The organism is Paenibacillus sp. FSL H3-0321 (genome assembly GCF_038002865.1).
Classification (GTDB): domain Bacteria; phylum Bacillota; class Bacilli; order Paenibacillales; family Paenibacillaceae; genus Paenibacillus_AQ.
In genome coordinates this window covers 2007905-2033713 of the sequence record NZ_JBBODH010000001.1, presented here as the reverse complement: position 1 = coordinate 2033713, position 25809 = coordinate 2007905, and the positions used below count along the sequence as shown (strand labels likewise).

The following is a 25809-nucleotide window of genomic DNA, read 5'->3' as shown; positions in this document are numbered from 1 at the left end:
TGCTATCAAAACTTAGGTGTATGCTTCCGAAGCGAGTTTTGCGAAGTGAAATAAGAAAGCCTATGCTATCAAAACTTTTAGGAGGACAACAATGAGGATCGTTGTGCTTGGAGGCGGCCCAGGCGGATACGTGGCCGCAATTAGGGCTGCGCAGTTGGGTGCGGAAGTTACACTTGTGGAGAAGAAGGCGCTGGGAGGGACCTGCCTTAATGTCGGCTGTATACCCACCAAGGTGCTGCTTCATACCTCGGAGCTGTATACACACCTGAAGCGGGATGCCAAGGAGCTTGGTATTGAAGCGGGCGAGGTCTCTGTGAACTGGGGCCAGTTGCAGAAACGCAAAGATAAGATCATCAGAATAAACACTGGAGGCATCGAGACACTGCTCAAAAAAAACAAGATTGCCAAGCTGAGCGGCTCAGGCAAATTTACAAGTAGCAGCGAACTGGAAGTTACTGCAGCAGATGGCAGTGTCCGGACGCTGGGCTTCGACCGGGCGATTATCGCTACCGGCTCAGAGCCCTCGATCGTGCCTATTCCCGGTGCAGAGTTGGAAGGGGTCATAACAAGTGATGAAGCGCTATCACTCCCAGCGGTACCGGAGCGCCTCTGCATTATTGGCGGCGGGGTAATCGGTTGTGAGTTCGCCAGTGTCTACAGCAGCTTGGGCTGCAAGGTTACGATTATCGAGATGCTGCCCGAACTGATCGCGGTCATGGACCGTGATATTGTGCAGTGCCTGCGGAAGGAATTCGCAAGCACCGGCATTGAGATGCACACAGAGACGAAAGTGGAGAGAATCGAGCAGACGGCGGCAGGATTGCGGGTACTCACTTCCACCGGTAACGGCCATCATGTCATAGAGGCGGACAAAGTGCTGCTGTCCATTGGCCGGCGGCCGGTGACTACGGGCCTGGGACTGGAGGACATCGGGGTGGAGATTAAACGCGGTGCAATCCAGGTCAACCGGAATATGGAGACCAGCATACCGGGCATCTACGCTATCGGGGATTGCAACGGAGGAATCATGCTGGCACATGTAGCCTCCGCAGAAGGGGTGATTGCTGCGGAAGCGATTATGGGTAAGCCATCGCCGATAGATTTCAGAACAGTGCCTGCCTGTGTCTACACACGGCCCGAACTGGCATCCGTGGGAATGACGGAGGCAGAGGCCATACAGCAGGGATTTCAGGTGAAGACCGGGGTATTTCCGCTACAGGCCAATGCCAAATCCATGATCATGGGTGAGAGCAACGGGCTGGTGAAGTATGTTGTTGACGCCGGCAATGATGAAATTCTGGGGCTGCATATTGCGGGACCGCGGGCAACGGACATCATTGTGGAAGGGGCGCTGGCTATTCGCCTTGAAGCAACGCTGGATGAGGTCGTTACCACCATTCATGCCCATCCGACAGTTGCGGAATCGTTGCACGAAGCTGCGCACGCCGTTCATAACCGGGCCATTCATCTTCACGTTTAACGTATAGCCTTCAATTCACCAGAGAGATGTCAAATACGATGAACAGACTATGCCGATCCCTTATATCCCTGCGGATTGTCATACTAAGTTCATCGTATTTGTCTTTTTTGGACGTTATGGCGATTTATAATAGAGAGAGATAATGTAAGCGTGTACACGACGAGGGGTGAGCAAATGAGGCTTGCTTTGGATACTAAGCAACGAATGGGTTTATCGCCGGGGCTGCGGCAATCCCTTGAGGTACTGCAAATGGACTTGCAAGAGCTGGGGCAATATGTGGACCGGTTGTCAGAGGGAAATCCGCTGATTGAGGTTCAATATTCATTAGGCGGCAGCAGGGTCAGAAGCGGAAAGAGCACCCAGCATTTGCTGCAATATGTGGCCGGTCCCCGGCACAATCTGCAGGATCATCTGTTGTCGCAATTAAATCTGCTCTCGCTGCCTGAGACGGAACGGTCTCTTGCGGCCTATCTGATCGGCTGCCTGGATGATAAGGGATATTTTGTTGAACGGGTAGAGGAGACGGCCGCCGGACTGGGAGTCGGCTGTCAGGATATCGAAACCGGACTGAGATTCGTTCAGTCCTTGGAGCCTTACGGAGTCGGCGCCAGGAATTTGCAGGAATGTCTGGTGCTGCAACTGGAACACACCGGCAGAATGACGCCCTTATTACGGAAACTGATTGAACGCCATCTTGAGCAGTTGGGCAGTAATCAGTTGGTCCGTGTCGCCAAAGAATTGAAGACTTCACTAAAGAGTATTAAGGAATCCTGCAATGTGATTAAATCCTTGAATCCCCGCCCCGGCAATACCTTTGATCATGGGGAATCAACGGTGTACATTGTGCCGGATGTATCCGTTGTGTTGAAGAACGGCTTGTACGAAGCCGCCCCGCATCCTTTGTCGTGCCCGCAGATTACGTTTGCCGAAAGCTATCAACGTTTGTTCAGCCTGAGCGGAGACGAAGAAACACGCAACTATCTGCGGGAGAAGAACGAACAGGCTAGCTGGATCATGAAATGCATCGAAGAACGCAAGGTGACTTTATGCAGCGTGGTTGGCGCAATTTTGAAGCTGCAGCGGCCTTTTTTCGAAAGAGGGCAGGATTATCTGATGCCCTTAACCCTTGGCAGAATAGCTGAAGAACTGGATCTTCATGAGTCTACGGTGAGCCGGGCGATCCGGGGCAAATATGTGCAGTGTACATGGGGAACCTTTGAGTTAAAGTATTTTTTTCCTTCCGGAATTACGGGAGAAGATACCGATTGGACACCGGATGCCTTGAAGAGAATCATCCGTGACATTATAGAGGGAGAAGATAAGCGGGCAGCCTATAGCGACCGCAGAATCGCCGAGCTTCTGCTTGAGCAAGGTGCGGTCCTCTCCCGCCGGACGGTCGCCAAGTATAGGGAATCCATGCGGATTGCCTCCGCCCCGGGCAGACGTGATTATCCGATTTAAATGCTGCACGCAACGGAAAGGAGCAGTAGACATGCGAATCAGCTATGCACAATCGCTTGGGAACTGGGAACATTTCATATCCAGCGGGGAGATTGCCGCCGGGACCAAGCCGGAAATAGCCGCTTCATGGAGAAGATGCCGCCAATCCGGAGTCGATCCGATGCGCGGCAAGGGAATGCAGGTGTCAGAAGAGGAACTGGCTTCCCGCTTACTGGAGAAGAAGCAGCTTCTTTCCGTTGCAGGGCCGGTCATGAACAGTATCTTTCAGATCATTAAGGATACTGTATACGCAATTGTCTTGACCGATCAGGACGGGGTGCTTCTGCACACGATGCTCAATAAGGAGCTTGAACCGGAATGTGTCAAGGTGAATTTCGTGGAAGGGGCTAAGTGGGATGAGCTCAGTGTGGGCACCAATGCGGTCGGCACTGCACTGGCTATCAATGATGAAGTTCAGGTGCTGGGCGGCGAGCATTATTGCACAACGCACCATGCTTGGACCTGCTCGGCCGCACCGATTCATGACAGCCGGGGCAACGTGATTGGCTGTCTGGATCTGTCGGGCAAGGCCGAAGATGTGCATGCCCATACGTTCGGCGTTGTCGTGTCGGCGGTCAGCAGTATCGAGAAGCAGCTGCATATGCTGGAGACGAGCCAGATGATGCATGCCGTATTTCAGTCGATGCAGGACGGGCTGCTTGTCATTGATACCGAATACCACGTACGGCATTTTAATGAAAGACTGGCCTCAATCTTTATGCTCAGCCTGGAACAGATGGAAGCTTTATGCATCAAAGAACTGCTGGAAGAGGTCGATTTGGACAGTGTATTTGCCGGTGAGAGGCATTTAAGCTACGCGGACTGTACACTCACCGTCGGCAGCAACAAGATCGATTGCATGGTGAACATTTATCCCTTCACCTTCGATGAGAAGATTCTTGGCGCTTCGCTCACGATCAGGGAAGCCGGGCAGGTGCGCAAAGAGGTCAATCAATTGGCCGGCTTCAAGGCGAATTACCGGTTCGAGGAAATCATCACGGACAATTCCTATATGCAGGGACAAATTGCTTTTGCCAAGAGAATTGCGAAGACAAATTGTACTGTGCTGATCGAAGGGGAGAGCGGAACAGGAAAGGAGCTGTTTGCCCAATCCATTCATAATGCCAGCCTGCGGGCCGGAGGCCCCTTTATTGCGATTAACTGTGCGGCGCTGCCTAAAGATCTTGTGGAGAGCGAACTGTTCGGCTACGAGAAGGGCTCCTTCACGGGAGCGCTGCGGGAAGGCAATCCGGGGAAGTTCGAGCTGGCGCACGGGGGAACTATTTTTCTGGATGAAATCGGGGAACTGCCGCTGGAAATTCAGGCGAAGCTGCTCCGTGTTCTGGATAACCATAAGGTCCGCAGAATCGGCGGCAAGCATGAGCGGACGCTGGATGTAAGAGTCATAGCGGCCACCAACCGCGATTTGGTGGAGGAAGTAAGCCTGAAATCCTATCGCAGCGACCTCTATTACCGCTTGAATGTGATCAATATCAAGCTGTCACCGCTAAGGGAACGCAGGGAGGATATTGCACCGCTGGCGAGACTTTTCCTGACGAAGTGCAACCGTGATCATCCCGGCCCGGCCAAGCAGTTCAGCCCCTCCTTTCTGGAAGCCTTGCAGAGCTATGAGTGGCAGGGAAATGCACGTGAGCTTCAGAATGCCGTGCAGCGGGCTTATTATGTGTGTAGCTTCGCTTGCATTACCCATCTGGATTTGCCCCCCGTAAGGATTACACCTGTACAGCACAGCAACAGCGGTAGTGTGGCAGTGTCACAGCAGCCTGTAAGGGAGGCGTCCGGCAAAAAAATGGAGCAGATAGAGATCGAGAGCATTTGTAGTGCGCTTCAAACCTGCAGCGGCAATGTTGTGACCGCAGCCAAAATGCTGGGCATAGGGAAATCGACCATGTACCGGAAGATTACGGAGTATGAGATAAGCAAATAAGACAAATTTAAAGGATATTTTTGATACGCTTTCCTATGATGGGAATCAATTAGTCTAAGCATATTTGTTCAGCCGGACTTCATTGGATGAACTGGTTCTTCCAAGCCCGGATTTATAGTAAATCAATTTGTATTTATACAGCAGGTTGAAGCAAAGGGAGCGCCATAGAAGGCGTTGCTCCCTTTGCTTTTTTTCGTGAAAGGTATCTAGAAAAGGCTTGATAGACTTATAGGAAACACCTAACGTTCCAGTAAGCTTTTTTTATTTTACATTGCCTTCTGAAGCTTCGATGTGTTAAAAAACAAAGTGAAGAAAAACAGCACCAGAGTGGAGGGCGAAATGAACATAAGGAAATTTCCATGGAAGAAAAATGTGTTTCGAAGGCTGATATTATCATTTATTTGCATTCTGCTGCCGCTTTTTATCCTCAGCATGATTATTTATAACTGGGGCGTTCATACGTTGAAGTCGGAGATTTCGAGGTCCATGAGTTCGCAGGTATCGCAATATTTTGGCAATCTGGAACAGGAATTCCGCAGAATCCAGCTGCTGCAGTATGATTGTCTGACCGATAACAATCTGAATGCCCTCGGCTCCATTCCCGAATCTATGAACAACATTGAACGGATGGAAAGCATCCTGAGATTGCAGCAGCGGCTCAATGCGATACGGAACAGCAGCACTTACATCATTGATGTGTACGCTTACATCCCGTCGGTTCAGAAAAAGATCTCGGCTTTGACCGTATCTGCCTTTAATCAGGAGGAAATGGACGGGCTGAAGCTTGCCATGGATTCAACGGGATCGCAGCTCCGGGATATGAACGGCAGGCTCTTCATAAGTGCAGCCTATCCCACAACTTCACCGGGGGGCAGCAGAAAACCTCAGTTTATCCTGTCTGTTGAATTTTCCAAAAGCAAGCTGAATGAGAATCTTAAGAAGCTGGTGAACTCATCCGACGAGCTGCTCATGCTGATCAATCCGGAATATACGATCTCCACAAGCGGCGGAGTCAGACCCGATCCCATGATTGCGGATATCTTGTCCAAACATTCAGAACAGAATCTGGTCAGAACGATGAACTTCGCGAATGCCCGTTATTTGGCGGTATATGCCTATTCCCCGTTTTTTGACGCAGTGCTGAGCAAATATGTTCCGGTAAACGCGGTCTTTGCGCCGCTGGACAAGTTCAAGAACTGGTTCCTGCTGCTCGCGGCGTTATCTGTGATGATTATTGTAATGTACTCTCTCTACGCTTATAAGTACATCCACAAGCCGCTGCTTCATCTGGTCAAAGCCTTCCGCAGGGTGGAGCATGAGGATCTCACTGTGCGGATCGATCATGATGTTGACGATGAGTTCCGGTACATTTATGCCCGCTTCAACAGCATGCTGGAGAATCTGGAGTCTCTGGTTGACCAGGTCTATAAACAGCAGATTCTGACACACCGGGCGGAGCTTAAACAGCTGCAGTCCCAGATTAATCCCCATTTTTTGTATAACAGCTTTTTTATTCTCAACACTATGGCCCGGCTTGGAGACAACGAGAATCTGGAGCAATTCACCAACCAGCTCGGCGTCTATTTTCAGTTCATCACGCGGAGCCATGCGGAGGAAGTGACCCTTGCCGATGAAGTGAAGCATGCGAAGGTCTACGCGGAAATCCAGTCCACCCGCTTCTCCAACCGCAATCAAATTGAATTCGGTGAGCTGCCGGCAACCCTTAGCGAGCTTATGGTGCCAAGGCTAATCCTGCAGCCCCTTATTGAAAACGCGTTCAAACATGGCTTGGAGCAAAGATCAATGAACGGGATCCTGCGGGTCCGGTTTCAGCATCTGGCGGATGAGCTGCAAATGATTGTGGAAGACAACGGCAGCGAGTTAAGCGAGGAACAGCTTATTCGCCTAAGACAATCCTTGGCTGGCAATGATGTGGAAACTACCGGAATGCTTAATATTCATCTGCGCATCCGGCTGAAATTTGGTGAAGGCAGCGGATTGCTGCTGGAGCAGAGCGGGCTTGGCGGCCTGAAGATAACGATCCGCATTATGCTTGCGGAGAGGGGGGCATAACATGTTCAGACTTTTGGTTGTGGACGATGAGAAGATTATTGCCGACGGATTATATGAGGTTCTGAGATACCTGCCGAATTTGGAGCTTGACGTGTATAAAGCCTATTCGGGGGAAGAGGCGGTCCGTCTGTTTGACCGGACACGGTTTGATATTGTCCTTAGCGATATCCGGATGCCGGGCATCAGCGGCTTGCAGCTTCTGGACAAGATCAGGGAGAAATGGCCGACCTGCAAAGTTATTTTCCTGACCGGCCATAATGAGTTCTCTTATATTTATTCCGCCATTCAGTATGACGGTGTAAGCTATCTGCTGAAAACGGAGGGCTATGAAAAGGTCATTGAGGTGGTCGGGCAGTCCGTCAGGGAGATTGAGCTGGAACTGAAAAATGAGTCGCTTCTGAAGCAGGCTCAGGAACAGCTGTACACAACCCGTGAAATGATGCAGAACGATTATGTGAAAGGGATATTGAACGAGCAGCTGAATATCCGGGAAATCAATCAGCAGCAGCTGGACGAACTGGGGTTGCCGCTGCGAGCGGATGAGTCCGTGCTAATTCTGCTCGGCAGAGTCAACAGCTTCCAGAACAAATCCATGTATTCTTATAGAACCAGCCAGCTCTACCGGATCAAGCGGATTGCCGGACAATATATCTCCGCGCATGCCGTATATGTGGAGACGGTGAATGAGAAATCCGACCTCATCTGGTTAATACAGCCCTTGCCGGGTCATGCTGCGGCAGATGGATGGGATCAGGTTCTGACCTATATCAAGGGGAATCTGGAATTGATTCAGCTGGCCTGCCGTGAGTCCGTGGGCGAGGTGCTATCGTTCGTGCTGGATGACAGTCCGGTAAGCTGGGAGCAAGCCGCAGAACGGTTTTCTATCCTGCAGATGCTGATGAACTACCGGATTGGACAGGGCAGCGGAATGCTGCTGCTCGACAAACAGCTGATCCGGCAGGAGATGCGGCAGGCGGAGAAATGGGGCGCCAAGAAGCCGTCATTCCGCCATTCCCGGCTGGAGCAGCTTCGCGATCAGCTGGAGCACGGGCAACGCGAGGAGTTTGAGAAGACCCTGCAGGAGTGCGCCTTCACCTTCGCCGCTGTCGACAGCATGCATTACACCCCGGCGATGGAGGTGTATTATGCCATCGGTCTGGTCTTTCTGACGTACATGAACCGGTGGGATCTGGTGGACACTGTGGCGGCAAAGGTGGGTATGCATAAGCTCATGCAGCCCGGTGAACATGAGTCCTGGCAGGAAGCCTTCGGATATCTGATTCAGGTTGGCGAGCTGCTGTTCAGTCTGCAGAGCCAGGAGGAAGAAAGAAGAGCAACAGCGGTGATCCTGATTGTTCAGAAGCATATTCTGGAACACCTGCATGATCCCGATGAAATTTCACTGGTCCGGCTGGCGGAGCTCGTATTCTTTAATCCTTCTTATCTTTCCAGGCTGTTCAAGCAGGTTACCGAGATCAATCTTTCCGAATACATCAGCAGTGCGCGTATGAATAAAGCCAAGCAGCTGCTGGGCAATCCTGACATCAAAATTCAGGAGGTAGCCGAGCTTGTGGGCTATGGAACAGCTACCAACTTCACCCGCTCCTTCCGCAAGAGCATAAACATGACACCGCAGGAATACCGTTCGCTTGTGCTGAGTAGGTAAACAGCGGATTCAAAAGTAAACAGATGAATATTGAATGAAAGCGGTAACACATCTATCATTGAAAGTACCGGGGGCCCAGCAATAGTACATTCATCAGGGAGGTTCAAATGAAGACAAATCAAAAAATCAAAAGCCTGACGCTTCTCAGCGCGGCGGGAATGCTTATGCTTGCCGCATGCAGCAACGGAGGCGGCAACTCGGCGGAAACCGATAAGAACAGTGCGAACTCTGAGAGCACCACCATTGATATCAACGCCAAATATGATCCGCCTGTTGACGTGACCGCCTGGAGATATACGGAATCGACTTACAAATACGAGAATAGCGATACCATAGAAGACAATATCTATACACGTACTTATGCCAGCGATCTGGGCATCAATCTCAAATACGACTGGACAGTGCCGGTCGAACAGTTTGACCAGAAAATGAACGTCTCGATAGCGTCCGGGGATTTGCCGGATATCATGTGGCTGAAGAATAAGCAGCTTACTGATTTAGCAGAGAACGATATGCTGTATGATTTGACCGATCTGTTCGAGAAATACGCTTCACCTTTATCCAAGAAGATCATGCTTCAGGATGAAGCCAGCTTCAATACGGCCAAGATTGGCGGAAGACTGATGGCGCTGCCGCGGACTTCTTCTGCTGTAGACGGTCTGCCGATCCTGTATGTGCGTACCGATTGGCTGAATAAGCTTGGGCTTTCCGAGCCGAAGACAATGCAGGACGCGATGGCGGTCGCCGAAGCCTTCACCCAGAAGGATCCGGACGGCAACGGAAAAGCGGACACCTTCGGGCTTGCGCTCACCAAGACTTTTTTAACCGACTCGCATTTTGGAACTTCGGGATTTTTCTCAGGGTATCATGTCTACCCGGGCAAATGGGTGAAGGATTCGTCCGGCCAGCTGGTATACGGCAGTGTTCAGCCGGGAGTCAAAACGGCGTTGAAAGAGCTTCAGGATTTATACGCGGCGGGAATGCTTGATCAGGAATTCGGTGTCAAGGACCGTGCAAAGGTAACCGAATCGGTGGCTGCCGGCAAGGTAGGGTTATTCTATGGCTCCATGTCTGCGCCACTGTCGGTCATTCAGAAAAATGTGGACAATGATCCGAACGCCGAATGGAAAGCGCTCCCTATACTCTCATCCGACAATAAGCCGGCAACGCCGATTGGTATCATGCCGATTACCACTTACTATGGAGTCAGCAAGGACAGCAAACATCCGGAAGCGATCTTCAAGCTGCTGAACTTCGGCATGCAGGGCTATGACGAGAATGCGGAATCCAATTCGGAATTCGGCATCAGCGAGAATAATGTTCCGGTGTATCTGTACAATTTGATTGCCGCCGACCCTGCCAAGAAGAATTTAAATGCGCATAACAACGCAATAAAAGCAATTGAAGCAGGTGATCCTTCCAGTTTGTCAGCGGAAGAGAAAGGGTATTATGAGCGGATTATGTCCTACCGCAGCGGAGACAGATCCAATTGGGGAACAGAGCGCGTCTTCGGTTCGCCAAGCAGCTTTGATGTCATAGACAAATATGTAAACGATGAAAATTATATCTTCGACGCCTTCTACGGTTCTCCAACCGCCACCATGGTCGAGAAGAATGCCACACTCCAGAAGATGGAGGAGGAGGTCTTCACCAAGATCGTGATGGGACAGTCCATTGATACCTTCGACAAATTTGTGGAGGACTGGACCAAGCTCGGTGGAGATCAGATTACGAAAGAAATCAATGAATGGGCGGAGAAAAATAAATAAAGCCGCTGGCAGTTCATGTCTTCCGGGAGAAAGGCCGCCTTTCCCCCGGAAGGCAGGGATGCGGTAGAAATGGAGGGTTTGAGTAGATGGGTACCCGAAACAAGCTGAAGTCGTTGCCGCTGCATCTGATGCTGCTGCCCGGAGTGATTCTGACTCTTGTGTTCAGTTATATTCCTATCCTGGGAATTGTAATCGCTTTTCAGAAATTTGTGCCTTCCAAGGGAATCTTCCATTCGAAATGGATCGGGCTTGATAATTTCCGCTATATGCTTGATATGCCGAACTTCACAAGTGTGCTGTGGAATACGATTTTTATAGCCGTTCTAAAAATCATTGCCGGTCTGGTGATTCCGATCATCTTCGCCCTGCTGCTCAATGAGGTTTCCGGAGCGCTGTTCAAACGCACGATTCAAACGACTATTTACTTCCCTTATTTTTTGTCGTGGGTCATTCTGGGTGGAATACTCATTGATATTCTGTCCCCCTCCAGCGGAATCGTCAACCAGTTTCTGGGGATGTTCGGGATGAAGCCGATCTTCTTCCTGGGCAATGACCAATGGTTCCCCTTTACACTGGTTCTAACCGACACCTGGAAAGGATTCGGCTACGGCACTATCGTTTATCTAGCGGCCCTGACGGGGATTGACCAGAGTCTGTATGAAGCTGCCACCGTGGATGGCGCGAGCCGCTGGAAGCAAATGCTGAATGTCACCCTGCCGGGTATGCTTCCCATAATTACGCTGATGACGGTACTGAGTCTCGGGAATGTGCTCAACGCAGGTTTTGAACAGGTCTTTAATCTCTACAGCCCCATGGTATACAGCACCGGTGATATTATTGATACCTTTGTGTACAGGCTTGGTTTGGTGGAAGCGCAATACGGGGTTGCCACGTCCGTCGGACTGTTCAAATCGGTGATCTCACTGGTCCTGATTGTCGTCTCCAACAAGCTGGCCAACCGGTATGCCGGATATCGAATCTTTTAAGGGGGAGAGGAATTGCACAAGTTAACTGCCAGTAGAAGAGTATTTCTGATTGTGAATTATATATTACTGAGTGTGACCGCCATTGCCTGCATTCTGCCGCTGATCAACGTGCTGGCGATTTCCTTCAGCTCCAGCAGTGCAGCGGCGGCAGGTTATGTGAAGCTGTGGCCCGTAGATTTCACGATCGCATCCTATAAGTTTGCCTTGACCAAACATGAATTTCTCGACGGGTTTCTCGTATCGCTCAAGAGGGTGGGGCTGGGTTATGCCATCAGCATGACCGTAAGCATTCTGATTGCTTATCCGCTGTCCAAAGAGAAGCAGGTGCTGCGCTCGCGCAATATCTACGCCTGGTTCTTCATTGTTACCATGCTGTTCCACGGGGGGCTGATCCCGACTTATATGACGATAAAATCAGTGGGGCTGCTGGATACACTCTGGGCTTTAGTTCTGCCCTCTGCCGTCTCGGTCTTCAATGTTATTCTGCTGATGAACTTCTTCCGCGAGCTGCCGAAAGAGATTGAGGAAGCGGCCAATATGGACGGTGCAGGCCACTGGCGGACATTGTGGAGCATTTATCTTCCCTTATCCAAGCCCGCCGTGGCGACGATTACCTTGTTCATAGTCGTATTTCACTGGAATTCATGGTTTGACGGTCTAATCTATATGAACTCCACCACGAATTACCCGCTGCAAAGTTATCTGCAGACGATCATTATCAATGTAGATCCGAGCACAGCCACCACAAATGATCTGCTGGATATGTCTGCGATTTCGGATAGAACCTTTAAGGCGGCGCAAGTGTTTCTGGCGGCATTTCCAATCCTCATCGTGTATCCATTTCTGCAGAAGTATTTTATGAAGGGGCTAGTGATGGGCAGCGTCAAAGGATAATCTGCTAGACGACAAGGAGAGGAATTTGTGAATATACACGACCTGGCTGAATGGCCCCGCTGGGGAGATTTGGGCAATGGCTATTATCGCAATCCTGTGCTGAATGCGGATGTTTCCGATCCCGATGTCATTCGCGTGGGCGACGATTTCTATATGGTATGCTCGGACTTTCATTTTATGGGCATGCAGGTGTTTCATTCAAAAGATCTGGTGAACTGGAGTTTGACCGGGAAAGTGTACGAACGGCTGGATATCGACCCGGCCTATGACGAAATGCGCGGATACGCCAAAGGAAGCTGGGCGCCTGCAATCCGTTATTATGACGGACGTTTCTATGTTTACTTCTGCACACCGGATGAAGGTCTTTACATGAGTTCAGCTTCCCATCCTGCCGGACCCTGGGAGCCGCTTCATGAAGTGGCCCGGATATCCGGCTGGGAAGATCCTTGCCCCTTCTGGGATGAGGATGGCCAGGCCTATCTTGGACATAGTACCGTAGGGGCAGGGCCGATCGTCCTTCACCGCATGAGTAAGGACGGGAAACGTCTGCTCGATCCAGGGACGATCGTTTACGTCGGTAAAATTGCGGAAGGGACCAAGATTTATAAAAGGAACGGATATTATTATTTCATCATTCCCGAGGGCGGGGTAGAGACCGGATGGCAGACCGTCCTGCGTTCCGGCAGCCTGTATGGACCGTACGAACGAAAGGTGGTTCTGCAGCAGGGGGCTACTGCGGTTAACGGTCCGCATCAGGGTGCGATTGTGGAACTCAGAAACGGCGAAACCTGGTTTCTGCATTTCAATAGCAGCGGTGCTTTGGGGAGAGTCTGCCATCTCCAGCCAGTGCGCTGGGAGGACGATTGGCCGGTTATTGGCATGAACGGAGAACCCGTTGACATCTATGCCAAACCGGGTATCGCCGGAAGCCATTTGCCCGCGCTGCCTGCCACATCGGATGATTTTCTCGGGCCGGAGCTGGGCTTGCAGTGGCAATGGAATCACAATCCAGTCCATGGAAACTGGTCGCTCACGAAGAACGGGTTGCGGCTGCAGGCGCTTAAGGCACGGGATTTGCTGCATGCCAGGAACACGCTGACCCAAAAAATCATCGGCCAACGAGGGACAGCAAGCACCGAATTGTTCATCGGTGCCATGAAGACCGGCCAGCGCGCCGGGTTTGCTTTTCTATGCGCCCGGGAGGAGAACTGGATCGGGGCAGTCTCGGAGCCGGAAGGAATCTATCTGCGTGCAGTCACGGGCGGAACCGTGTTTCACGGTCCAAAGCTGGCAGGAGAGACGGTGAAACTGGGAAGCCTGATTGATCTGGACGGAGAGACACGGTTTATCTTCAGCTTAGGTGAGGAATGGATTCCGTTCGGCGGTCCTTGCCTTATGCTCCCGGGGTTCTGGAAGGGGGCGCGTCTGGGCTTGTTCAGCTATACGAGCGAAGTAACAGGCGGGAACGCAGATTTCAAGTGGTTTCAATATGACGTTCATAGAGGCGGTGCATAGCAATGAAGGATTTGCTTGACCGGCTAAGAAGCATCGACACGGCATCGGAGATTGGTGAGCTTAAGAAACCTTCCGATGAACAGATGCTGAAGGAATGGCTGAACTCCGGTGTGAAATTCGCCTCCGCTTCCGGAAGCCTGGAGAAGGTCTATTACAGCGCGGTTAAGAAACTGCTGGACTGCATTGTTTCTGCCGGCGAAGGCGCACCCGTGCTTCATGAAGGAGGAGCTTATCGAGGCACCTGGCTGGAGAGTACAGGGACGATCAACGCAGAGCTGTTGTCCCGATATATGCCGAATGTCGCGCAAGCTACGTTTCGCTTATTCGCCGAGTACCGGAGGGAGGACGGCCTGCTCCCTTACAAGATTACGGACAACGGTCCGGCCTACAGGCAAATCCAGATGGTGACGCCGCTCGCGAGAAGCGTATGGAATCATTACTCCCTGAACGGACAAGATGAAGAATTCCTGCGGGAGATGTACCAGGCAATGGCCGGATTTGACGAGTGGCTGGTACAGTACAGGAATACACGCGGCTCAGGCTGTGTGGAGGCGTTCTGTACTTTTGACACCGGCCACGATCTGTCCCCGCGGTTCTGGCATATTCCGGATACCCCGCACATGGATGATCCGCGCCGCTTCAGCCTTGAATCGCCAGTACTGCCGCTGCTTGCACCAGACCTCACGGCCAATGTGTACTGCCAGCGCAAGTATATGGCCCGTATGGCCAGTATCCTGGGGGAAGACGGCTCTGTCTGGGAGCGAAAAGCGGCCCAAAGCCTCGATAGTCTGTTTCAATATTGCTATGACGAAAGCGATGAATTCTTTTATGACCTGGACCGCAATGACCACTTTGTCCGGGTTCAATCCGATGTATTGCTGCGTGTATTGGCTTGTGAAGTAGGTGAGCGTGCCTTGTTCGACTCGGCACTGAAGCGGTATTTGCTGAATACCGCAAAGTTTTTTGCCAAATATCCTTTAACGTCCATCGCGATGGATGATCCGCGGTTTGACCCCTCATCGGCGTATAACAGCTGGGCGGGGACAACCAATTTCTTGACCCTGATCCGCACTCCGCATGCTTTTGAAGCCCATGGCCGGTATGTGGAGCTGACTTGGATCATCACCCCTATTCTGAATGCAGTGGCAAGGATGAAGAATTTCTCCCAGACTATAAGCCCGTGGACCGGAACCGAAGGTTATACTGATACCTACTCCCCGGCGATTCTCTGTGTGCTGGATTTGGTAGAGCGGACCTGCGGCATCCTGCCGACACCGGAAGGTGAGATATGGTTTACCGGACTTGTGCCTTATGCCATGGATCATGGGGAAGAGCTTTCGAGCGCGACTGCTTATGCCCGCATCATCGACGGGGTGTCATATGAGCTGGTGAATACCCGGGAAGGAGCCATGCTGTACAAGGAGGGCAATGCACATCTCGCATTCCCTTATGGAACAAGAGCCGTGACGGACCGCGGAGGAAATCTGAAGGCACTGGTGGGCATGATGGCTCAGCCTGCACAAGGCCTGGTTCAGTGGGGAGGCAACACCTACAGCGTTGCCGTCAAAGGAAATCAACAGCTGTTTTATACGGCGGAGGGCTTTGAAGCTGGGCCTGAAATCGGTGTGATCGCCCCTGCTTATGACCCCGGAATCCGGGGACGTTCATAACGCAGGCTGTATGCGAAGAGAATAACAGAAGGAAACAGTAGAAGGGAACAGCAGTAGGGCATATTGCCCGCTGCTGTTCCCTGTTCTGTCTGTAAGATCTATTGCTTCCGGCTGCAGACGGCGATATAGCTGAGCTCCTTGCCGGTGGTATTGAAGAACCTGAACATCTTCTTGAACTGCTCGCGGTTCTCCTTCTTGAGGCCGTTCCTGATAATGCGCATAGCGCCGAACACGCCTTCATCGCGGATCAGTCCCTGAATCTGCATCAGCGACATCGGACCTGTAGCGGTGCCTACATGCGAGAAGCCTGCCGAGTAGAACAGCTGCTGCCAATTGGCGGCAGGCAGCGGCTCGACGTTCACATGGATGGTCCGCCGCAGCTCTGCAAGCTCATCGGCCATATTTTCCTTCGTATAGCTGATATCATGGGTCAGCAGAATGCCTCCGGGCTTCAGTACCCGGTAATATTCAGCCACCGCCTTCATCTTAGCCGCCCCATTCAGCATCGTGAGCATCGCTTCATTGATAACTACGTCAAAGCTCTCATCCGCAAAAGGCAGCTTCATCGCATTACCTTGCATAACCTCTATGTGGTCTTCCAGCTTGGCCGCCCTGATATTTGCTCTTGCCTTTTCCAATGCCCGGGAGTCCATATCAATGCCTGTAATCTTGCATTTGTAGCTCCGGGCGAGCTGGATTGAGGTGGTGCACATGTTGCAGGCAACCTCCAGCACCTTGCTCTCACTGCCCAGCTCCGCCTGGCCCAACAGCCAGTTGGTGGCAACCACACCGCCGGGGCGCAGACGCTTTTTGCCTAGCTTGGCAAGAAAATTATGGCCTACCTCCTTCTTCATCCTCCAATCCTCACCTTTTGTTCCGGCTTGACTACAATCAGCAGCATCTGGAAGGCTTCGACAGCTTGCAGGGCATGGGGGATATTGGCCGGCATGAGGATGCTCTCATTGTGCTGCAGCAGGAACTGCTCACTGCCGATCGTGATTTGGGCTTGTCCGGACAGGATATGAACGAGCGCATCGCCGGGTGAAGAGTGCCCTCCAATCGAGGACCCTTTATCGAGAGACAACAGTGTCATTGCCAGATTAGGCCGCTGCACCAGCGTCAGGCTGCAGATCTGCTGCTCCTCAATGCCGATGATTTCTCTTAAATCCAGAACTTGTGACTGCGGCAGTTTCTTGATATATCCGCCTGATTCCATGATACATTCCTCCATTTGTTATAGACTGATCTGCAGGAATTTGCATCTGCTTCCTGCGGCATACGCATGCCAGGTATTTCTGGGGACGATGACAGCTCCTCCGGCTGTCAGGCTGCAGTCCTGAACATCCACCAGCATCCGCAGCGTTCCCTCCAGGACATAGATAAGCTTGGTGCTGGGCGAAGTTTCGCTGCTGATAGTTTCCTCTTCGTCCATGGCATACAACACCCATTCCTGCCCGGTCCGGGCCGTGTCAGGAATATCGGGCAGTGACAGCTTCCTGCTTGCGATCTGGCCGGGCTTAACTTGGATCATTTCCTGTAAATAGAACACCTGGCCGGCCGAAATTCCGCTCATACGCTTCCTCCTTGGTGTTGATTGATGGGCCCAATCTGCTATAATTATAATTGAGAATTATTCTCATTGATTGAATTATAACAGAGTAATGAAATTGACTCTGTTGCCATAGCAACAGGAGGCGAAGGGAATGCGCAAAGATTTGGCTACGATAGGCAGCACCATCTTGTTCAGGGGGTTTGAGGAACCTGAGATTCAGCAGGCATTGAGCTGTCTTGGAGGCACTGTCCGGGAGTTTATGCGCAAGGAGGTTATTTTCAGGCCCGGAGATATTCTGGATTCGGCGGGAATTATTCTGCAAGGGCAGGTTCTGCTGTGCAAGGAGAGCATGGAGGGCGTGCGGTTTATTTTCTCGGAGCTGGGCAGCGGGGAGATCGTAGGCGAGACGGCGCTTCGTGCAACCAGAGAAGAGAGCGGCTATGAGGCGGTAGCAGGCACGGAATGCAGAATCCTGTTCATCCAGATCCATAAAATCGTGCGGCCCGGCGGCCACACCTGCTCTCTGCGGGCACGCATCATTGAGAATATGCTGGCACTGCTGCTGGAGAACAACCGTACGATCTATCAGAAGCTGGATCTGGTCTCCCACAAATCGTTGCGTGCCCGGATTCTGCATTACTTAACCCTGCAAGCCCGGAAGAATAATGCCCCGCAGTTTGTCATTCCATTCTCCCGCAATGATCTGGCGGATTATTTGACCGTGGACCGGAGCGCTCTATCCAGAGAGCTGCAGCGGATGGCGGTGGAGGGGCTGATCCGGTTCTCGAAGAATCAGTTTGAGCTGCTCTATCCTTACGGGACAGAGGTGTTGTCCAGGCCCAGAAAGCTGTCTAACCGGTAGGGTTTAGACTGACGAACGTGAGAAATGGGACGGGAAAATAAAGTTGCACTGAAAAATAAAGTGTTAGACTGACTATGTTTCATTGAACGGGCAGGATAGCTTAATGATTTCGCGGATACTCTACCTATGAAGTTATTTACAAAATTTGTAAATAACAGACAACCCTGCACTGGCTAAGTCCGCCGGACCCATGGAGCGAGCAGTTCGAAGTTTAGGGAAACAATGAACAGGCCTACACCAGACGAGTGGAATTGACTTCCCCGTCACGGAGACAGCAGTCTCATCCAGCGTGATGAAATAGAGATCTTGAAAACGATGTAATGGAAGTTGCTGATGCTGGTCTACCACCACTTCTTATTCAGTAGGCTAGGCATGTCTATGGCTGTTGAATTATTTGGAGTAATCTTGACAATGCACTGGAGAAAATGGAATTCTGACGATGTACAAACCATACGTGCAAGTCCCGGTACCCTTCAGGAAGGCGATGGGAAGATATTAGACCCGCCTCTTCCGCCTTGGTAATTGACGATTGTGGCAGCATAGACACGCCGAATCCAGCGGCTACCCCATTTAGAATCACTTCTAACGTTCCAAACTCCATAATCTGATAAGAGCTCATCCCGCTTTCTCCTAGGAATTTCTCAGCTTTTGCGCGATGTGTACATCCAACGTCGAAGAACAACATCGGCTTCGTAAGCAATTCGCGCATGTCACTCTTACCCGGTTCCGAGATCAGCACCAACTCCTCGTTGAAAGCCACAACATGTTCTATATCAGGCTGGTCAACGGGTCCATAGACAAAGGCTCCATCTAGTTCGTAATCAAGCACCTTTTGTAAGAGACCATGCGTTTCGCCAGTGATGAGCGATAGTTTGACATCGGGATATCGTAAGTGATACTTGGTCAGAAGAGGAGTCAGATGAATAACTGCTGTCGTTTCAATGGAACCTAAGCGGAGAAGGCCCGCAGGATGCTCCGAGTATTGTGTGGATTTCACAGCCTCGTCCATCAGAGTCAGTATTTTATCCGTATACTCCAGCAAGTTCTCACCTGCCGGCGTTAACGTCATCCCCCGATTGGATCGACGAAAAAGAGGGAGTTTCAACTCAGCCTCAAGGTACTTAATCCGGTTCGTCACATTGGACTGTACATAGTTTAAGACTTGCGCGGCCTTCGTTATGGTGCCCTCGCGAGCAACAGCTTGAAATATTTTCAAATCTCCACTTTCCATTTCCATGTCACCTGCCTGGTATGATTCTTTATGATAGTCGCCTTCAGTTTTGATCATTTTACTGGATTACATCCTTTATGTACAATTCAATATAGATTCATTAATAACGACTTAAGGGAGTAATCAAGATGAAAGCAATTGTACATGCTGGACAAAGTGGCCTGAAGGGCTTGAAATATAAAGATATTAGGGACCAAAAGCCGGGGGTTGGCGAAGTAAAAGTAAGGATAGAGGCTGCAGGGCTGAACCATAGGGACTTGTTCATCATGGCAGATCGAACAGAACAGGATGTCCCTTTGGTTATTGGTTCTGATGGCGCGGGCAGGATTGAAGCAGTAGGTGAAGGTGTATCCAGCCATCCAGTAGGTGCCGATGTCATCATTAATCCATGTATCGGATGGGAATCCGCCGACAATGTTCCGTACGTTCCAGCCATTGTAGGCGGTCCTTCAGATGGTACATTCGCCGAGTCTATCATCATTCCTGTGCAAAATGCCATCAGCAAGCCAGCTTACCTGTCTTGGGAAGAAGCGGGTGTGCTACCCCTGTCCGCCTTGACGGCCTATCGGGCTCTATTCACGAGAGGCCGCTTACAGCAAGGTGAACACGTCCTTATTCCTGGCATTGGTGGTGGTGTTGCGACTTATGCCATGAAGATGGCTTCAGCGGTGGGTGCGCGTGTTAGTGTCACATCACGTAGTGAAACGAAAAGACAAGCTGCACTCATTAATGGGGCTGACTACGCATTTGACAGTCATAGCGATTGGAAGGAAAGTATGAATGGAGACACCGTCGATCTCATCCTCGACAGCATCGGACCTGCGACGTTCCCACATTACTTTGACATTATTAAACCTAATGGCCGTATTGTCACGTTTGGGGCAAGCTCGGGAGATCGAATGGAGATCCCGATGCGGTCCATATTTTTTCCCCAAATTAGTATCATTGGTACCTCTATGGGAAGTAGTGAAGAGTTTACTGCCATGCTTCAATTTATGGAACGCCACATGCTTCGTCCTATCATTGATCGAGTATATCCTTTACAAGATACAGTTCAGGCATTTCACAGAATGCAGAAGGGGGAGCAGTTCGGTAATATAGGAATAAGAATAGATTGAACGGACACCAACTTTTCAATGATATATCCATGCAAAGATTTCTAAATATTATTAGTGAGACCTTTCCCGCAATGAAAACAGCATACATCTTATATTGGACACCAGAGCAGGGGGAAGATATTATTACTTTTCTTGTGGATGTACACTCAGTTATTAAGATTGAATTGGATCGCTACGATTTAAAAATAGCACCTATAGTTGATGTGTATCCAATAGAGAATTTGTTCAAGGGACGTAGTAAGATAAATCAGATTAAAATTGCTGTAGCTTTGGATTTAGCTAAGAACGATCTGGAATTTTGAATTGATATATTTCTGAATAAATAGGGAACAGGCCGATACTAAGAATTCACAAAAGGGGGAATTAGGATGTTCAAAATTGGGGCGTTCGCGAAACTGAGCGGCGTGACGGTGAAGACATTGCGCCACTATGATGAACTCGGCTTGTTAAAGCCCGCGCATGTGGACGAAGAATCGGGATATCGTTTTTATACTGCGGAGCAACTGCTAACGATCCGTCGTATCGCGGGTTTCAAAGAGCAGGGCTTAACCCTAGAGAAGATGCGACCGATGCTTACCGGAACCGCCTCTCTGACGAAAGCGGAGCGCACGTTGCTTGAGAAACGAAAGGAGCTGGAGCGCCAGATACAAGAGGCTCAGCAGCAAATTACGGTGATCGATGAGCGACTCGTGCGCATTGAACGGAATGAGGCGGTTGCGGAGAATGGGAAGTTCTTGCTTCGAAGCGTGGATCCGGTTCTCGTCGCTTACGTCCGCGAGACTTTGCCAAAAAACCAACTGTGTCTGTTGCTCGACGAACTGAAGCAGTATGTCCGCTCACATGGAGAAGAGCCGGACCGTGAGATGACAATCGTCTGGCATCGGAGGAGCGATTGCGATGAAGAGCTTTCGGACATCGAGGTCGCTATTCCTGTTTCAAAACCGATTCCTAATAGCGGCAGGGTGAAGATTCACCAAATGCCCGGCATGAAGGAAGCTGCCTCTTTTACTCATCAATGTGACCCGTATAAGGATAATTGCAAGGCGAGCGAGACGCTACGGGCTTGGATTGCTGGCACGGGCTACCGGCCACTCGAGGCGATACCGGTTCGGGAGATTTATCTGACGTCGGATAAAGATATTTATGGTCAGCTACGTTTGGCAGAGGCGATCGTGCCGGTTGAACGAGTCTGAAAAAAGATTGGAGTCCATTCCTTGACTCTCCCCTTATGAGGAGGGTTTATCATGGTATCAACCCATTATAAGGAGTGGATCTACATGAATTTGAAGCGTTTGGAAGGTCGAATCGCAGTCGTTACAGGAGCCAGCCGAGGGATAGGGAGAGCGATCGCGCTGCGTCTCGCCGCTGAAGGTGCGCTAGTCGCAGTACATTATCGCACGCGGAGGGATGCGGCGGCAGAGACGGTTTCTGCGATCGAAGCAGCGGGAGGTACAGCTTTTGCCATCGGTGCCGAGTTGGATTCTCTGGAGGGAGTCGATCGACTTCTTCAGGTCTTGGATGAGGAACTTATCCGCAGAACGGGCATCAACCATTTTGATATCTTGGTTAACAATGCCGGCATTGGCACATCCCCATCATTTGAAGAGACGAGTGAAGAGGACTTTGATCGACTGTTCGCGGTCAACGTCAAGGCGCCGTTCTTCCTCGTCCAGCAATCGATCGGACGTCTTCGAGACGGAGGTCGCATTATCAATATCTCATCTGGAGTGACACGAATTGCCTATCCGCATATCATGACCTACAACCTAACCAAAGGCGCACTAAATACATTCACCCTACACCTGGCTCAGCTTCTGGGTCCGCGGGGTATTACAGTGAACGCTGTCATGCCCGGCATAATCGATACCGACGTAAACGCGTCGTGGCTACACACGCCCAATGGCCGTAAGTCTGCGGTAGAGATGTCGGCACTTGGACGCGTAGGTGAGCCTTCGGATATCGCAGATATTGTCGCCTTCACGGCGTCACCTGACGGCCGATGGATAACGGGACAAATGATCGATGCGACTGGCGGATCGCATTTGTAAACTATGTCAGAACAGAAGCTAAGGTAGACGAAAGTACATTCTATTTATCGTTGTTGGAGTTCGCTGTTGATTTATGAGGTCGGCCTTCGCGCATAGTTCTCTAAGATGAGACGCACAATATTAGGGCGATTTGCCATACATGCATTGAGATAATATGCTTGTGGCGTTGCCAGGCAGAATCATTCGAGAATAAGATGAGGAGGCGCTAAGTTTTAATGTCCAATAAAAAAAGTTACTATGCATTTGAGGATCCGCTTGGCACCACAGTTGAATTTCAAGCCACTAGCTTACAACAAGCCATGGTGATTAAAAAGAAGAAGGCTCATGAACTGGGGATTCCTAAAGAGGCTTTTGAACTCACAAGCATACGCAAGAAACCAAGCCAGAGCGCATAAAGCTTGTAATGGAACCTTGGTGAGAAAAGAGGAGCCAGCGGACGAATGACCGCTGGCTAGAAAGCTTATTCACCCGTTAGGGTGATTTTGTTCAAATATAATGGATATGACAGAATGACTTCTAATCAGGCCTTACTGCGATAGGAGGAAGTTAACACACCGGTGCTATCCACAGGGCCTAGCTCATAAGCTTTTTGCAACGTGGAGAAACGAAACCTACTCTCGTCAGAAACACCATTGTGCTGTTCATATATACGATTGTTTAAAATTTCGTCATTAGAAATCTGGCGCGCATTGTACGAATTTAATTGTTCGCCCTTCTGAATTGCTCCCATAAAATCATCAAAACTCATCGATTTGCTGGTATCACTTGTTTTAATGCCCCGTTCTTCATTTTGCACCCGACTTCCGATGACCAAATGGGCATAAGCTGACCATTCTGCTGTGGCTCTTCCATTACTTGCGGCTATATAAGACAATACCCTCTCTCCTTTCAAATAATGCAATAATACAATTATCGGAAAATATCATTGGAAAATTAAGACAAAAATAGAAGTGATTCCTTAAAAAACAAGGAACCACTTCGAGATTGGAACTTTTATTGAACTACAATTGCTTTGAAACCGGCATAAGAAGTATAGGGTGTAATATAATTTTGAGCACTTGCAGTTAGTGTGCCAGTGCTAATATCATTGAGATCAAATGAGAGATAGCGAATCTCTCCAATTTCAATATTTCCTGAATCGGTTATATATAGTAACCCCTTGCTGAGAGATCTTGAGAGATTTATCTTGTCTCATCCTTTTTGTTACACTGCTTTGCGGCACCCTCTAAAATTCACTTATCTGGAAACAAGTCCTCTGGCAGAATTTTTGCCGCTAGCGGGCAGTATAGTTGAAGATAAATTCCGGTGAACCGTATCACAAATAGAGGCAAGTTTTCTCGCTTATGAAATGTTAATATGAATAGTAAGATATAAGCTGTTTGGACGCCAAAAAGGAGGAAACGTAAAATGAGCCAAAAGCATGGAATAGACATGCTCGAGGAGTTGCGTTCTGAACTAATCGGATATTGTTATCGGATGATGGGGTCCATTTTTGAAGCGGAAGATGCGGTGCAGGATACGCTGCTTCGCGCTTGGCAGAACTGGGACCAGATTAGGCAGGATTCTTCCCGTAAAGCTTGGATGTATCGGATTGCCACTAATGTTTGTTTGGATAGGTTAAGGAATGCAAAGCGTCGGGCACTTCCGATGGATCTCTCAGAACCCGCGTCTATTATTATGGAACCAAGGGACAGCTTGCCCCGAAGTTCGTGGATCTGGCCGGCCCCCGATAACGTTGGTGACCCGGCCAATATCGTGGTTAGCAGAGAAACCATTCGATTATCTTTTGTTGCGATCCTGCAAATATTGCCGCCCCGGCAACGCGCCGTACTGATCCTGCTTGATGTCTTCCGATGGTCGGCGAATGAGGCAGCGAATGCGATGGGGATGACCACGGCAGCCGTCAACAGCGCTTTGCAACGGGCTCGCTCGACGATCGCTCGGTCGAATCTTCGGTCCGAAGAATTACAAGGGGGAGATGTTCAGGCAGATCAACAAGTGCTTGCAAGTTATATGGAAGCTTTCGAACAGTACGACATCGATGCATTGTTAGCATTATTCCACGAGAACGGTAGCTTGTCGATGCCGCCATTTAAGATGTGGGTTCGTGGCAGCTCTAATCTGTCTTCATTCTACAATACAACACGCAGCCATTGTTTGGGTTCCAGATTGCTGCCGATTCGGGCTAACGGGGATAGTCCAGCTTTTGCTCAGTATGTACCCACCGGAAGGGATGGGCTGCTGGCTCCGTGGAGCATTCATATTCTAGAGATAGAACAGGATAAGATCGCTCATATCCATTATTTCATTGCCTCCGATTTATTTGTTCGATTTGGATTGCCTACAGGTTTGGACGCGAAGCAGGATTTTTCAATATAGCGATGAGTTTACGGTGGCCGGATCGTCTATACTTATGAACCACATTGAATCAAATCAAAATTTAAGGAGGAACAATCTTATGACGGTAAAACTTACCCCTTATATTACTTTGGAGGGCCGGGTAAAGGAAGCAATTCAATTTTATGAACAAGCCATCGGTGCAGAAATCCTCTCCATGGTGACTTACGGTGAAATGCCGGACATGCCTGGTACGTTCACTGACGATCTGAGTAATCTTGTAGCGCACGCCAAGTTAAAGGTCGGAGTAACGGAACTCATGTTATCGGATGCTCCAGGCGGTTCGCCTAGTGAAAACGGGAAACGGGTCACCATCTGCATTACAACGAATGAAGTAGAAGAATCAAAACGGATTTATGAAGCCTTGCGGCAAGAAGGTCAGGTCAATATGCCGTTTAAAGAAGAACCTTTCAGCCCTGGGTTTGGCGATGTAACGGACAAATTCGGCGTGACTTTTCAAATTTATACTGAAATTGAAGACTAAATTACGGATAAAGAGTTGCACAAGATGATGGTGCGACTCTTTTTTTTGTAAAGCTTGGATTTGTGTCGAAACCATCCGTGTTGTGCATAGTCGATCTCTGTTAAATCTTATTGTTGGGCATCGGCCCAAGCGCCCTTTCCGCGAATGCATATGATGATTATGCCTAATCATTGAAAGGAGCGATCACATATGGGGTTTTTTCCAACACCGGGGACCGGCGGAGGATTTCCGGGGTTCCCGGGCGGACCTGGCGGACCTGGCGTGCCGGGAGGACCGGGGTTTCCGGGAGGTGCACCGGGAGGCGTTCAAGCGCCGACGGCTCCTCCACCGCAATTCGTACCGCAAATGCCAGCTACCGCTTTTGCCATCGACCCCGGGGGAATCAGACGATGCCTGTTCCGTAACACATACATTTGGCTGAACAACGGCGAGCAATTCTGGTTCTTCCCGGTATTCGTCGGGCGTAATTCTATTGCAGGGTTCAGATGGACTGGTTTCTTCTGGGCGTACTTCGGCATTGATTTGAATCGGATTAGCTCGTTCACATGCTTCTAAGGCAGATAACAAAGAGAACAGCCTGCGGCTGTTCTCTTTGTTGTGGTACTTTTGTTGTCAT

The 25809-nt window shown here is 50.2% G+C and carries 23 protein-coding genes and 1 pseudogene; 19 read left to right on the top strand and 5 right to left on the bottom strand.

Annotated features, from left to right (window positions below; translation table 11 throughout):
• Positions 1 to 91: 91 nt before the first annotated feature.
• The 10 genes from lpdA (at position 92) to MHI45_RS09010 (ending at position 15501) form a co-directional block, all read left to right on the top strand.
• Positions 92 to 1480 carry a dihydrolipoyl dehydrogenase gene (lpdA, locus tag MHI45_RS09055; protein WP_076113961.1) on the top strand — a complete coding sequence of 463 codons (1389 nt, stop codon included), beginning with the start codon at positions 92 to 94 and terminating at the stop codon, positions 1478 to 1480.
• Positions 1481 to 1666: 186 nt separating this feature from the next.
• Positions 1667 to 2941, top strand: coding sequence for an RNA polymerase factor sigma-54 (gene rpoN / locus MHI45_RS09050; RefSeq protein WP_179091865.1), 1275 nt, complete (start codon positions 1667 to 1669; stop codon positions 2939 to 2941).
• Positions 2942 to 2972: 31 nt separating this feature from the next.
• On the top strand, positions 2973 to 4928 hold the full coding sequence (locus tag MHI45_RS09045; protein ID WP_341118979.1) for a sigma-54-dependent Fis family transcriptional regulator: 1956 nt from the start codon (positions 2973 to 2975) through the stop codon (positions 4926 to 4928).
• A gap of 339 nt (positions 4929 to 5267) precedes the next feature.
• On the top strand, positions 5268 to 7001 hold the full coding sequence (locus MHI45_RS09040) for a sensor histidine kinase (RefSeq protein ID WP_076113964.1): 1734 nt from the start codon (positions 5268 to 5270) through the stop codon (positions 6999 to 7001).
• Position 7002: 1 nt separating this feature from the next.
• Entirely contained in the window at positions 7003 to 8667 is a 1665-nt protein-coding gene (locus MHI45_RS09035) for a response regulator (RefSeq protein ID WP_076113965.1), read from the top strand.
• 107 nt (positions 8668 to 8774) lie between these two features.
• The gene (locus MHI45_RS09030) at positions 8775 to 10436 is read left to right on the top strand and encodes an extracellular solute-binding protein (RefSeq protein ID WP_076113966.1); all 1662 of its coding nucleotides are present in this window, start codon (positions 8775 to 8777) and stop codon (positions 10434 to 10436) included.
• Positions 10437 to 10522: 86 nt separating this feature from the next.
• Positions 10523 to 11422, top strand: a complete 900-nt coding sequence (locus MHI45_RS09025; protein ID WP_076113967.1) for an ABC transporter permease — start codon at positions 10523 to 10525, stop codon at positions 11420 to 11422.
• 12 nt (positions 11423 to 11434) lie between these two features.
• Entirely contained in the window at positions 11435 to 12316 is an 882-nt protein-coding gene (locus MHI45_RS09020; protein WP_076113968.1) for a carbohydrate ABC transporter permease, read from the top strand.
• 27 nt (positions 12317 to 12343) lie between these two features.
• On the top strand, positions 12344 to 13831 hold the full coding sequence (locus MHI45_RS09015) for a glycoside hydrolase family 43 protein (protein WP_076113969.1): 1488 nt from the start codon (positions 12344 to 12346) through the stop codon (positions 13829 to 13831).
• A gap of 2 nt (positions 13832 to 13833) precedes the next feature.
• Positions 13834 to 15501, top strand: a complete 1668-nt coding sequence (locus MHI45_RS09010) for an MGH1-like glycoside hydrolase domain-containing protein (RefSeq protein WP_144024478.1) — start codon at positions 13834 to 13836, stop codon at positions 15499 to 15501.
• 98 nt (positions 15502 to 15599) lie between these two features.
• Here the strand turns inward: MHI45_RS09010 and MHI45_RS09005 are convergent, their stop codons facing one another.
• From MHI45_RS09005 to MHI45_RS08995, 3 genes are read right to left on the bottom strand one after another with little or no spacing between them, the layout of a single operon-like run.
• A complete protein-coding gene (locus MHI45_RS09005) occupies positions 15600 to 16355 on the bottom strand; it encodes a class I SAM-dependent methyltransferase (RefSeq protein WP_076113971.1) in 756 nt (251 codons plus the stop codon).
• Entirely contained in the window at positions 16352 to 16717 is a 366-nt protein-coding gene (locus MHI45_RS09000; protein ID WP_076113972.1) for a cupin domain-containing protein, read from the bottom strand. Before MHI45_RS09000 ends, MHI45_RS09005 begins: the two co-directional genes overlap by 4 nt.
• A gap of 18 nt (positions 16718 to 16735) precedes the next feature.
• A complete protein-coding gene (locus tag MHI45_RS08995) occupies positions 16736 to 17074 on the bottom strand; it encodes a cupin domain-containing protein (RefSeq protein ID WP_076113973.1) in 339 nt (112 codons plus the stop codon).
• Positions 17075 to 17204: 130 nt separating this feature from the next.
• Between MHI45_RS08995 and MHI45_RS08990 the strand changes: the two genes are divergently transcribed.
• Complete coding sequence (locus tag MHI45_RS08990; RefSeq protein WP_076113974.1) at positions 17205 to 17915, top strand: Crp/Fnr family transcriptional regulator; 711 nt, start codon at positions 17205 to 17207, stop codon at positions 17913 to 17915.
• Positions 17916 to 18291: 376 nt separating this feature from the next.
• Here MHI45_RS08990 and MHI45_RS08985 read toward each other — a convergent pair whose 3' ends face one another.
• The gene (locus MHI45_RS08985; protein WP_076113984.1) at positions 18292 to 19146 is read right to left on the bottom strand and encodes a LysR family transcriptional regulator; all 855 of its coding nucleotides are present in this window, start codon (positions 19144 to 19146) and stop codon (positions 18292 to 18294) included.
• 128 nt (positions 19147 to 19274) lie between these two features.
• Here MHI45_RS08985 and MHI45_RS08980 point away from each other — a divergent pair, with 128 nt between their 5' ends.
• From MHI45_RS08980 to MHI45_RS08960, 5 genes are all read left to right on the top strand, one after another.
• A complete protein-coding gene (locus MHI45_RS08980; RefSeq protein WP_076113975.1) occupies positions 19275 to 20264 on the top strand; it encodes a zinc-binding dehydrogenase in 990 nt (329 codons plus the stop codon).
• On the top strand, positions 20261 to 20566 hold the full coding sequence (locus MHI45_RS08975; RefSeq protein ID WP_083675916.1) for a hypothetical protein: 306 nt from the start codon (positions 20261 to 20263) through the stop codon (positions 20564 to 20566). The genes MHI45_RS08980 and MHI45_RS08975 overlap by 4 nt, the downstream gene beginning before the upstream one ends.
• A 66-nt stretch (positions 20567 to 20632) precedes the next feature.
• Complete coding sequence (locus MHI45_RS08970) at positions 20633 to 21457, top strand: MerR family transcriptional regulator (RefSeq protein WP_076113976.1); 825 nt, start codon at positions 20633 to 20635, stop codon at positions 21455 to 21457.
• An 84-nt stretch (positions 21458 to 21541) separates the two neighbouring features.
• Positions 21542 to 22312, top strand: a complete 771-nt coding sequence (locus MHI45_RS08965; protein WP_076113986.1) for an SDR family oxidoreductase — start codon at positions 21542 to 21544, stop codon at positions 22310 to 22312.
• A gap of 215 nt (positions 22313 to 22527) precedes the next feature.
• On the top strand, positions 22528 to 22707 hold the full coding sequence (locus tag MHI45_RS08960; RefSeq protein WP_076113977.1) for a hypothetical protein: 180 nt from the start codon (positions 22528 to 22530) through the stop codon (positions 22705 to 22707).
• Positions 22708 to 22832: 125 nt separating this feature from the next.
• Here the strand turns inward: MHI45_RS08960 and MHI45_RS08955 are convergent, their stop codons facing one another.
• Positions 22833 to 23186, bottom strand: a complete 354-nt coding sequence (locus MHI45_RS08955) for a hypothetical protein (RefSeq protein WP_076113978.1) — start codon at positions 23184 to 23186, stop codon at positions 22833 to 22835.
• 530 nt (positions 23187 to 23716) lie between these two features.
• On the opposite strand from MHI45_RS08955, the pseudogene MHI45_RS08950 reads away from it, so the two are divergent.
• The 3 genes and pseudogenes from MHI45_RS08950 to MHI45_RS08940 form a co-directional block, all read left to right on the top strand.
• Positions 23717 to 24691, top strand: a pseudogene (locus MHI45_RS08950) (sigma-70 family RNA polymerase sigma factor); the annotation flags it as partial.
• A gap of 79 nt (positions 24692 to 24770) precedes the next feature.
• Positions 24771 to 25193, top strand: a complete 423-nt coding sequence (locus tag MHI45_RS08945; protein ID WP_076114664.1) for a VOC family protein — start codon at positions 24771 to 24773, stop codon at positions 25191 to 25193.
• A gap of 189 nt (positions 25194 to 25382) precedes the next feature.
• Positions 25383 to 25748, top strand: a complete 366-nt coding sequence (locus MHI45_RS08940; RefSeq protein ID WP_341118978.1) for a collagen-like protein — start codon at positions 25383 to 25385, stop codon at positions 25746 to 25748.
• The last annotated feature ends 61 nt before the right edge of the window (positions 25749 to 25809 follow it).

Bases quoted from the DNA above. Each gene is read 5' to 3' on its own strand.
- lpdA (WP_076113961.1), top strand. From the start codon at position 92: ATGAGGATCGTTGTGCTTGGAGGCGGCCCAGGCGGATACGTGGCCGCA.
- MHI45_RS09045 (WP_341118979.1), top strand. From the start codon at position 2,973: ATGCGAATCAGCTATGCACAATCGCTTGGGAACTGGGAACATTTCATA.
- MHI45_RS09040 (WP_076113964.1), top strand. From the start codon at position 5,268: ATGAACATAAGGAAATTTCCATGGAAGAAAAATGTGTTTCGAAGGCTG.
- MHI45_RS09035 (WP_076113965.1), top strand. From the start codon at position 7,003: ATGTTCAGACTTTTGGTTGTGGACGATGAGAAGATTATTGCCGACGGA.
- MHI45_RS09030 (WP_076113966.1), top strand. From the start codon at position 8,775: ATGAAGACAAATCAAAAAATCAAAAGCCTGACGCTTCTCAGCGCGGCG.
- MHI45_RS09025 (WP_076113967.1), top strand. From the start codon at position 10,523: ATGGGTACCCGAAACAAGCTGAAGTCGTTGCCGCTGCATCTGATGCTG.
- MHI45_RS09010 (WP_144024478.1), top strand. From the start codon at position 13,834: ATGAAGGATTTGCTTGACCGGCTAAGAAGCATCGACACGGCATCGGAG.
- MHI45_RS09005 (WP_076113971.1), bottom strand. From the start codon at position 16,355: ATGAAGAAGGAGGTAGGCCATAATTTTCTTGCCAAGCTAGGCAAAAAG.
- MHI45_RS09000 (WP_076113972.1), bottom strand. From the start codon at position 16,717: ATGGAATCAGGCGGATATATCAAGAAACTGCCGCAGTCACAAGTTCTG.
- MHI45_RS08995 (WP_076113973.1), bottom strand. From the start codon at position 17,074: ATGAGCGGAATTTCGGCCGGCCAGGTGTTCTATTTACAGGAAATGATC.
- MHI45_RS08990 (WP_076113974.1), top strand. From the start codon at position 17,205: ATGCGCAAAGATTTGGCTACGATAGGCAGCACCATCTTGTTCAGGGGG.
- MHI45_RS08985 (WP_076113984.1), bottom strand. From the start codon at position 19,146: ATGGAAAGTGGAGATTTGAAAATATTTCAAGCTGTTGCTCGCGAGGGC.
- MHI45_RS08980 (WP_076113975.1), top strand. From the start codon at position 19,275: ATGAAAGCAATTGTACATGCTGGACAAAGTGGCCTGAAGGGCTTGAAA.
- MHI45_RS08970 (WP_076113976.1), top strand. From the start codon at position 20,633: ATGTTCAAAATTGGGGCGTTCGCGAAACTGAGCGGCGTGACGGTGAAG.
- MHI45_RS08965 (WP_076113986.1), top strand. From the start codon at position 21,542: ATGAATTTGAAGCGTTTGGAAGGTCGAATCGCAGTCGTTACAGGAGCC.
- MHI45_RS08960 (WP_076113977.1), top strand. From the start codon at position 22,528: ATGTCCAATAAAAAAAGTTACTATGCATTTGAGGATCCGCTTGGCACC.
- MHI45_RS08945 (WP_076114664.1), top strand. From the start codon at position 24,771: ATGACGGTAAAACTTACCCCTTATATTACTTTGGAGGGCCGGGTAAAG.
- MHI45_RS08940 (WP_341118978.1), top strand. From the start codon at position 25,383: ATGGGGTTTTTTCCAACACCGGGGACCGGCGGAGGATTTCCGGGGTTC.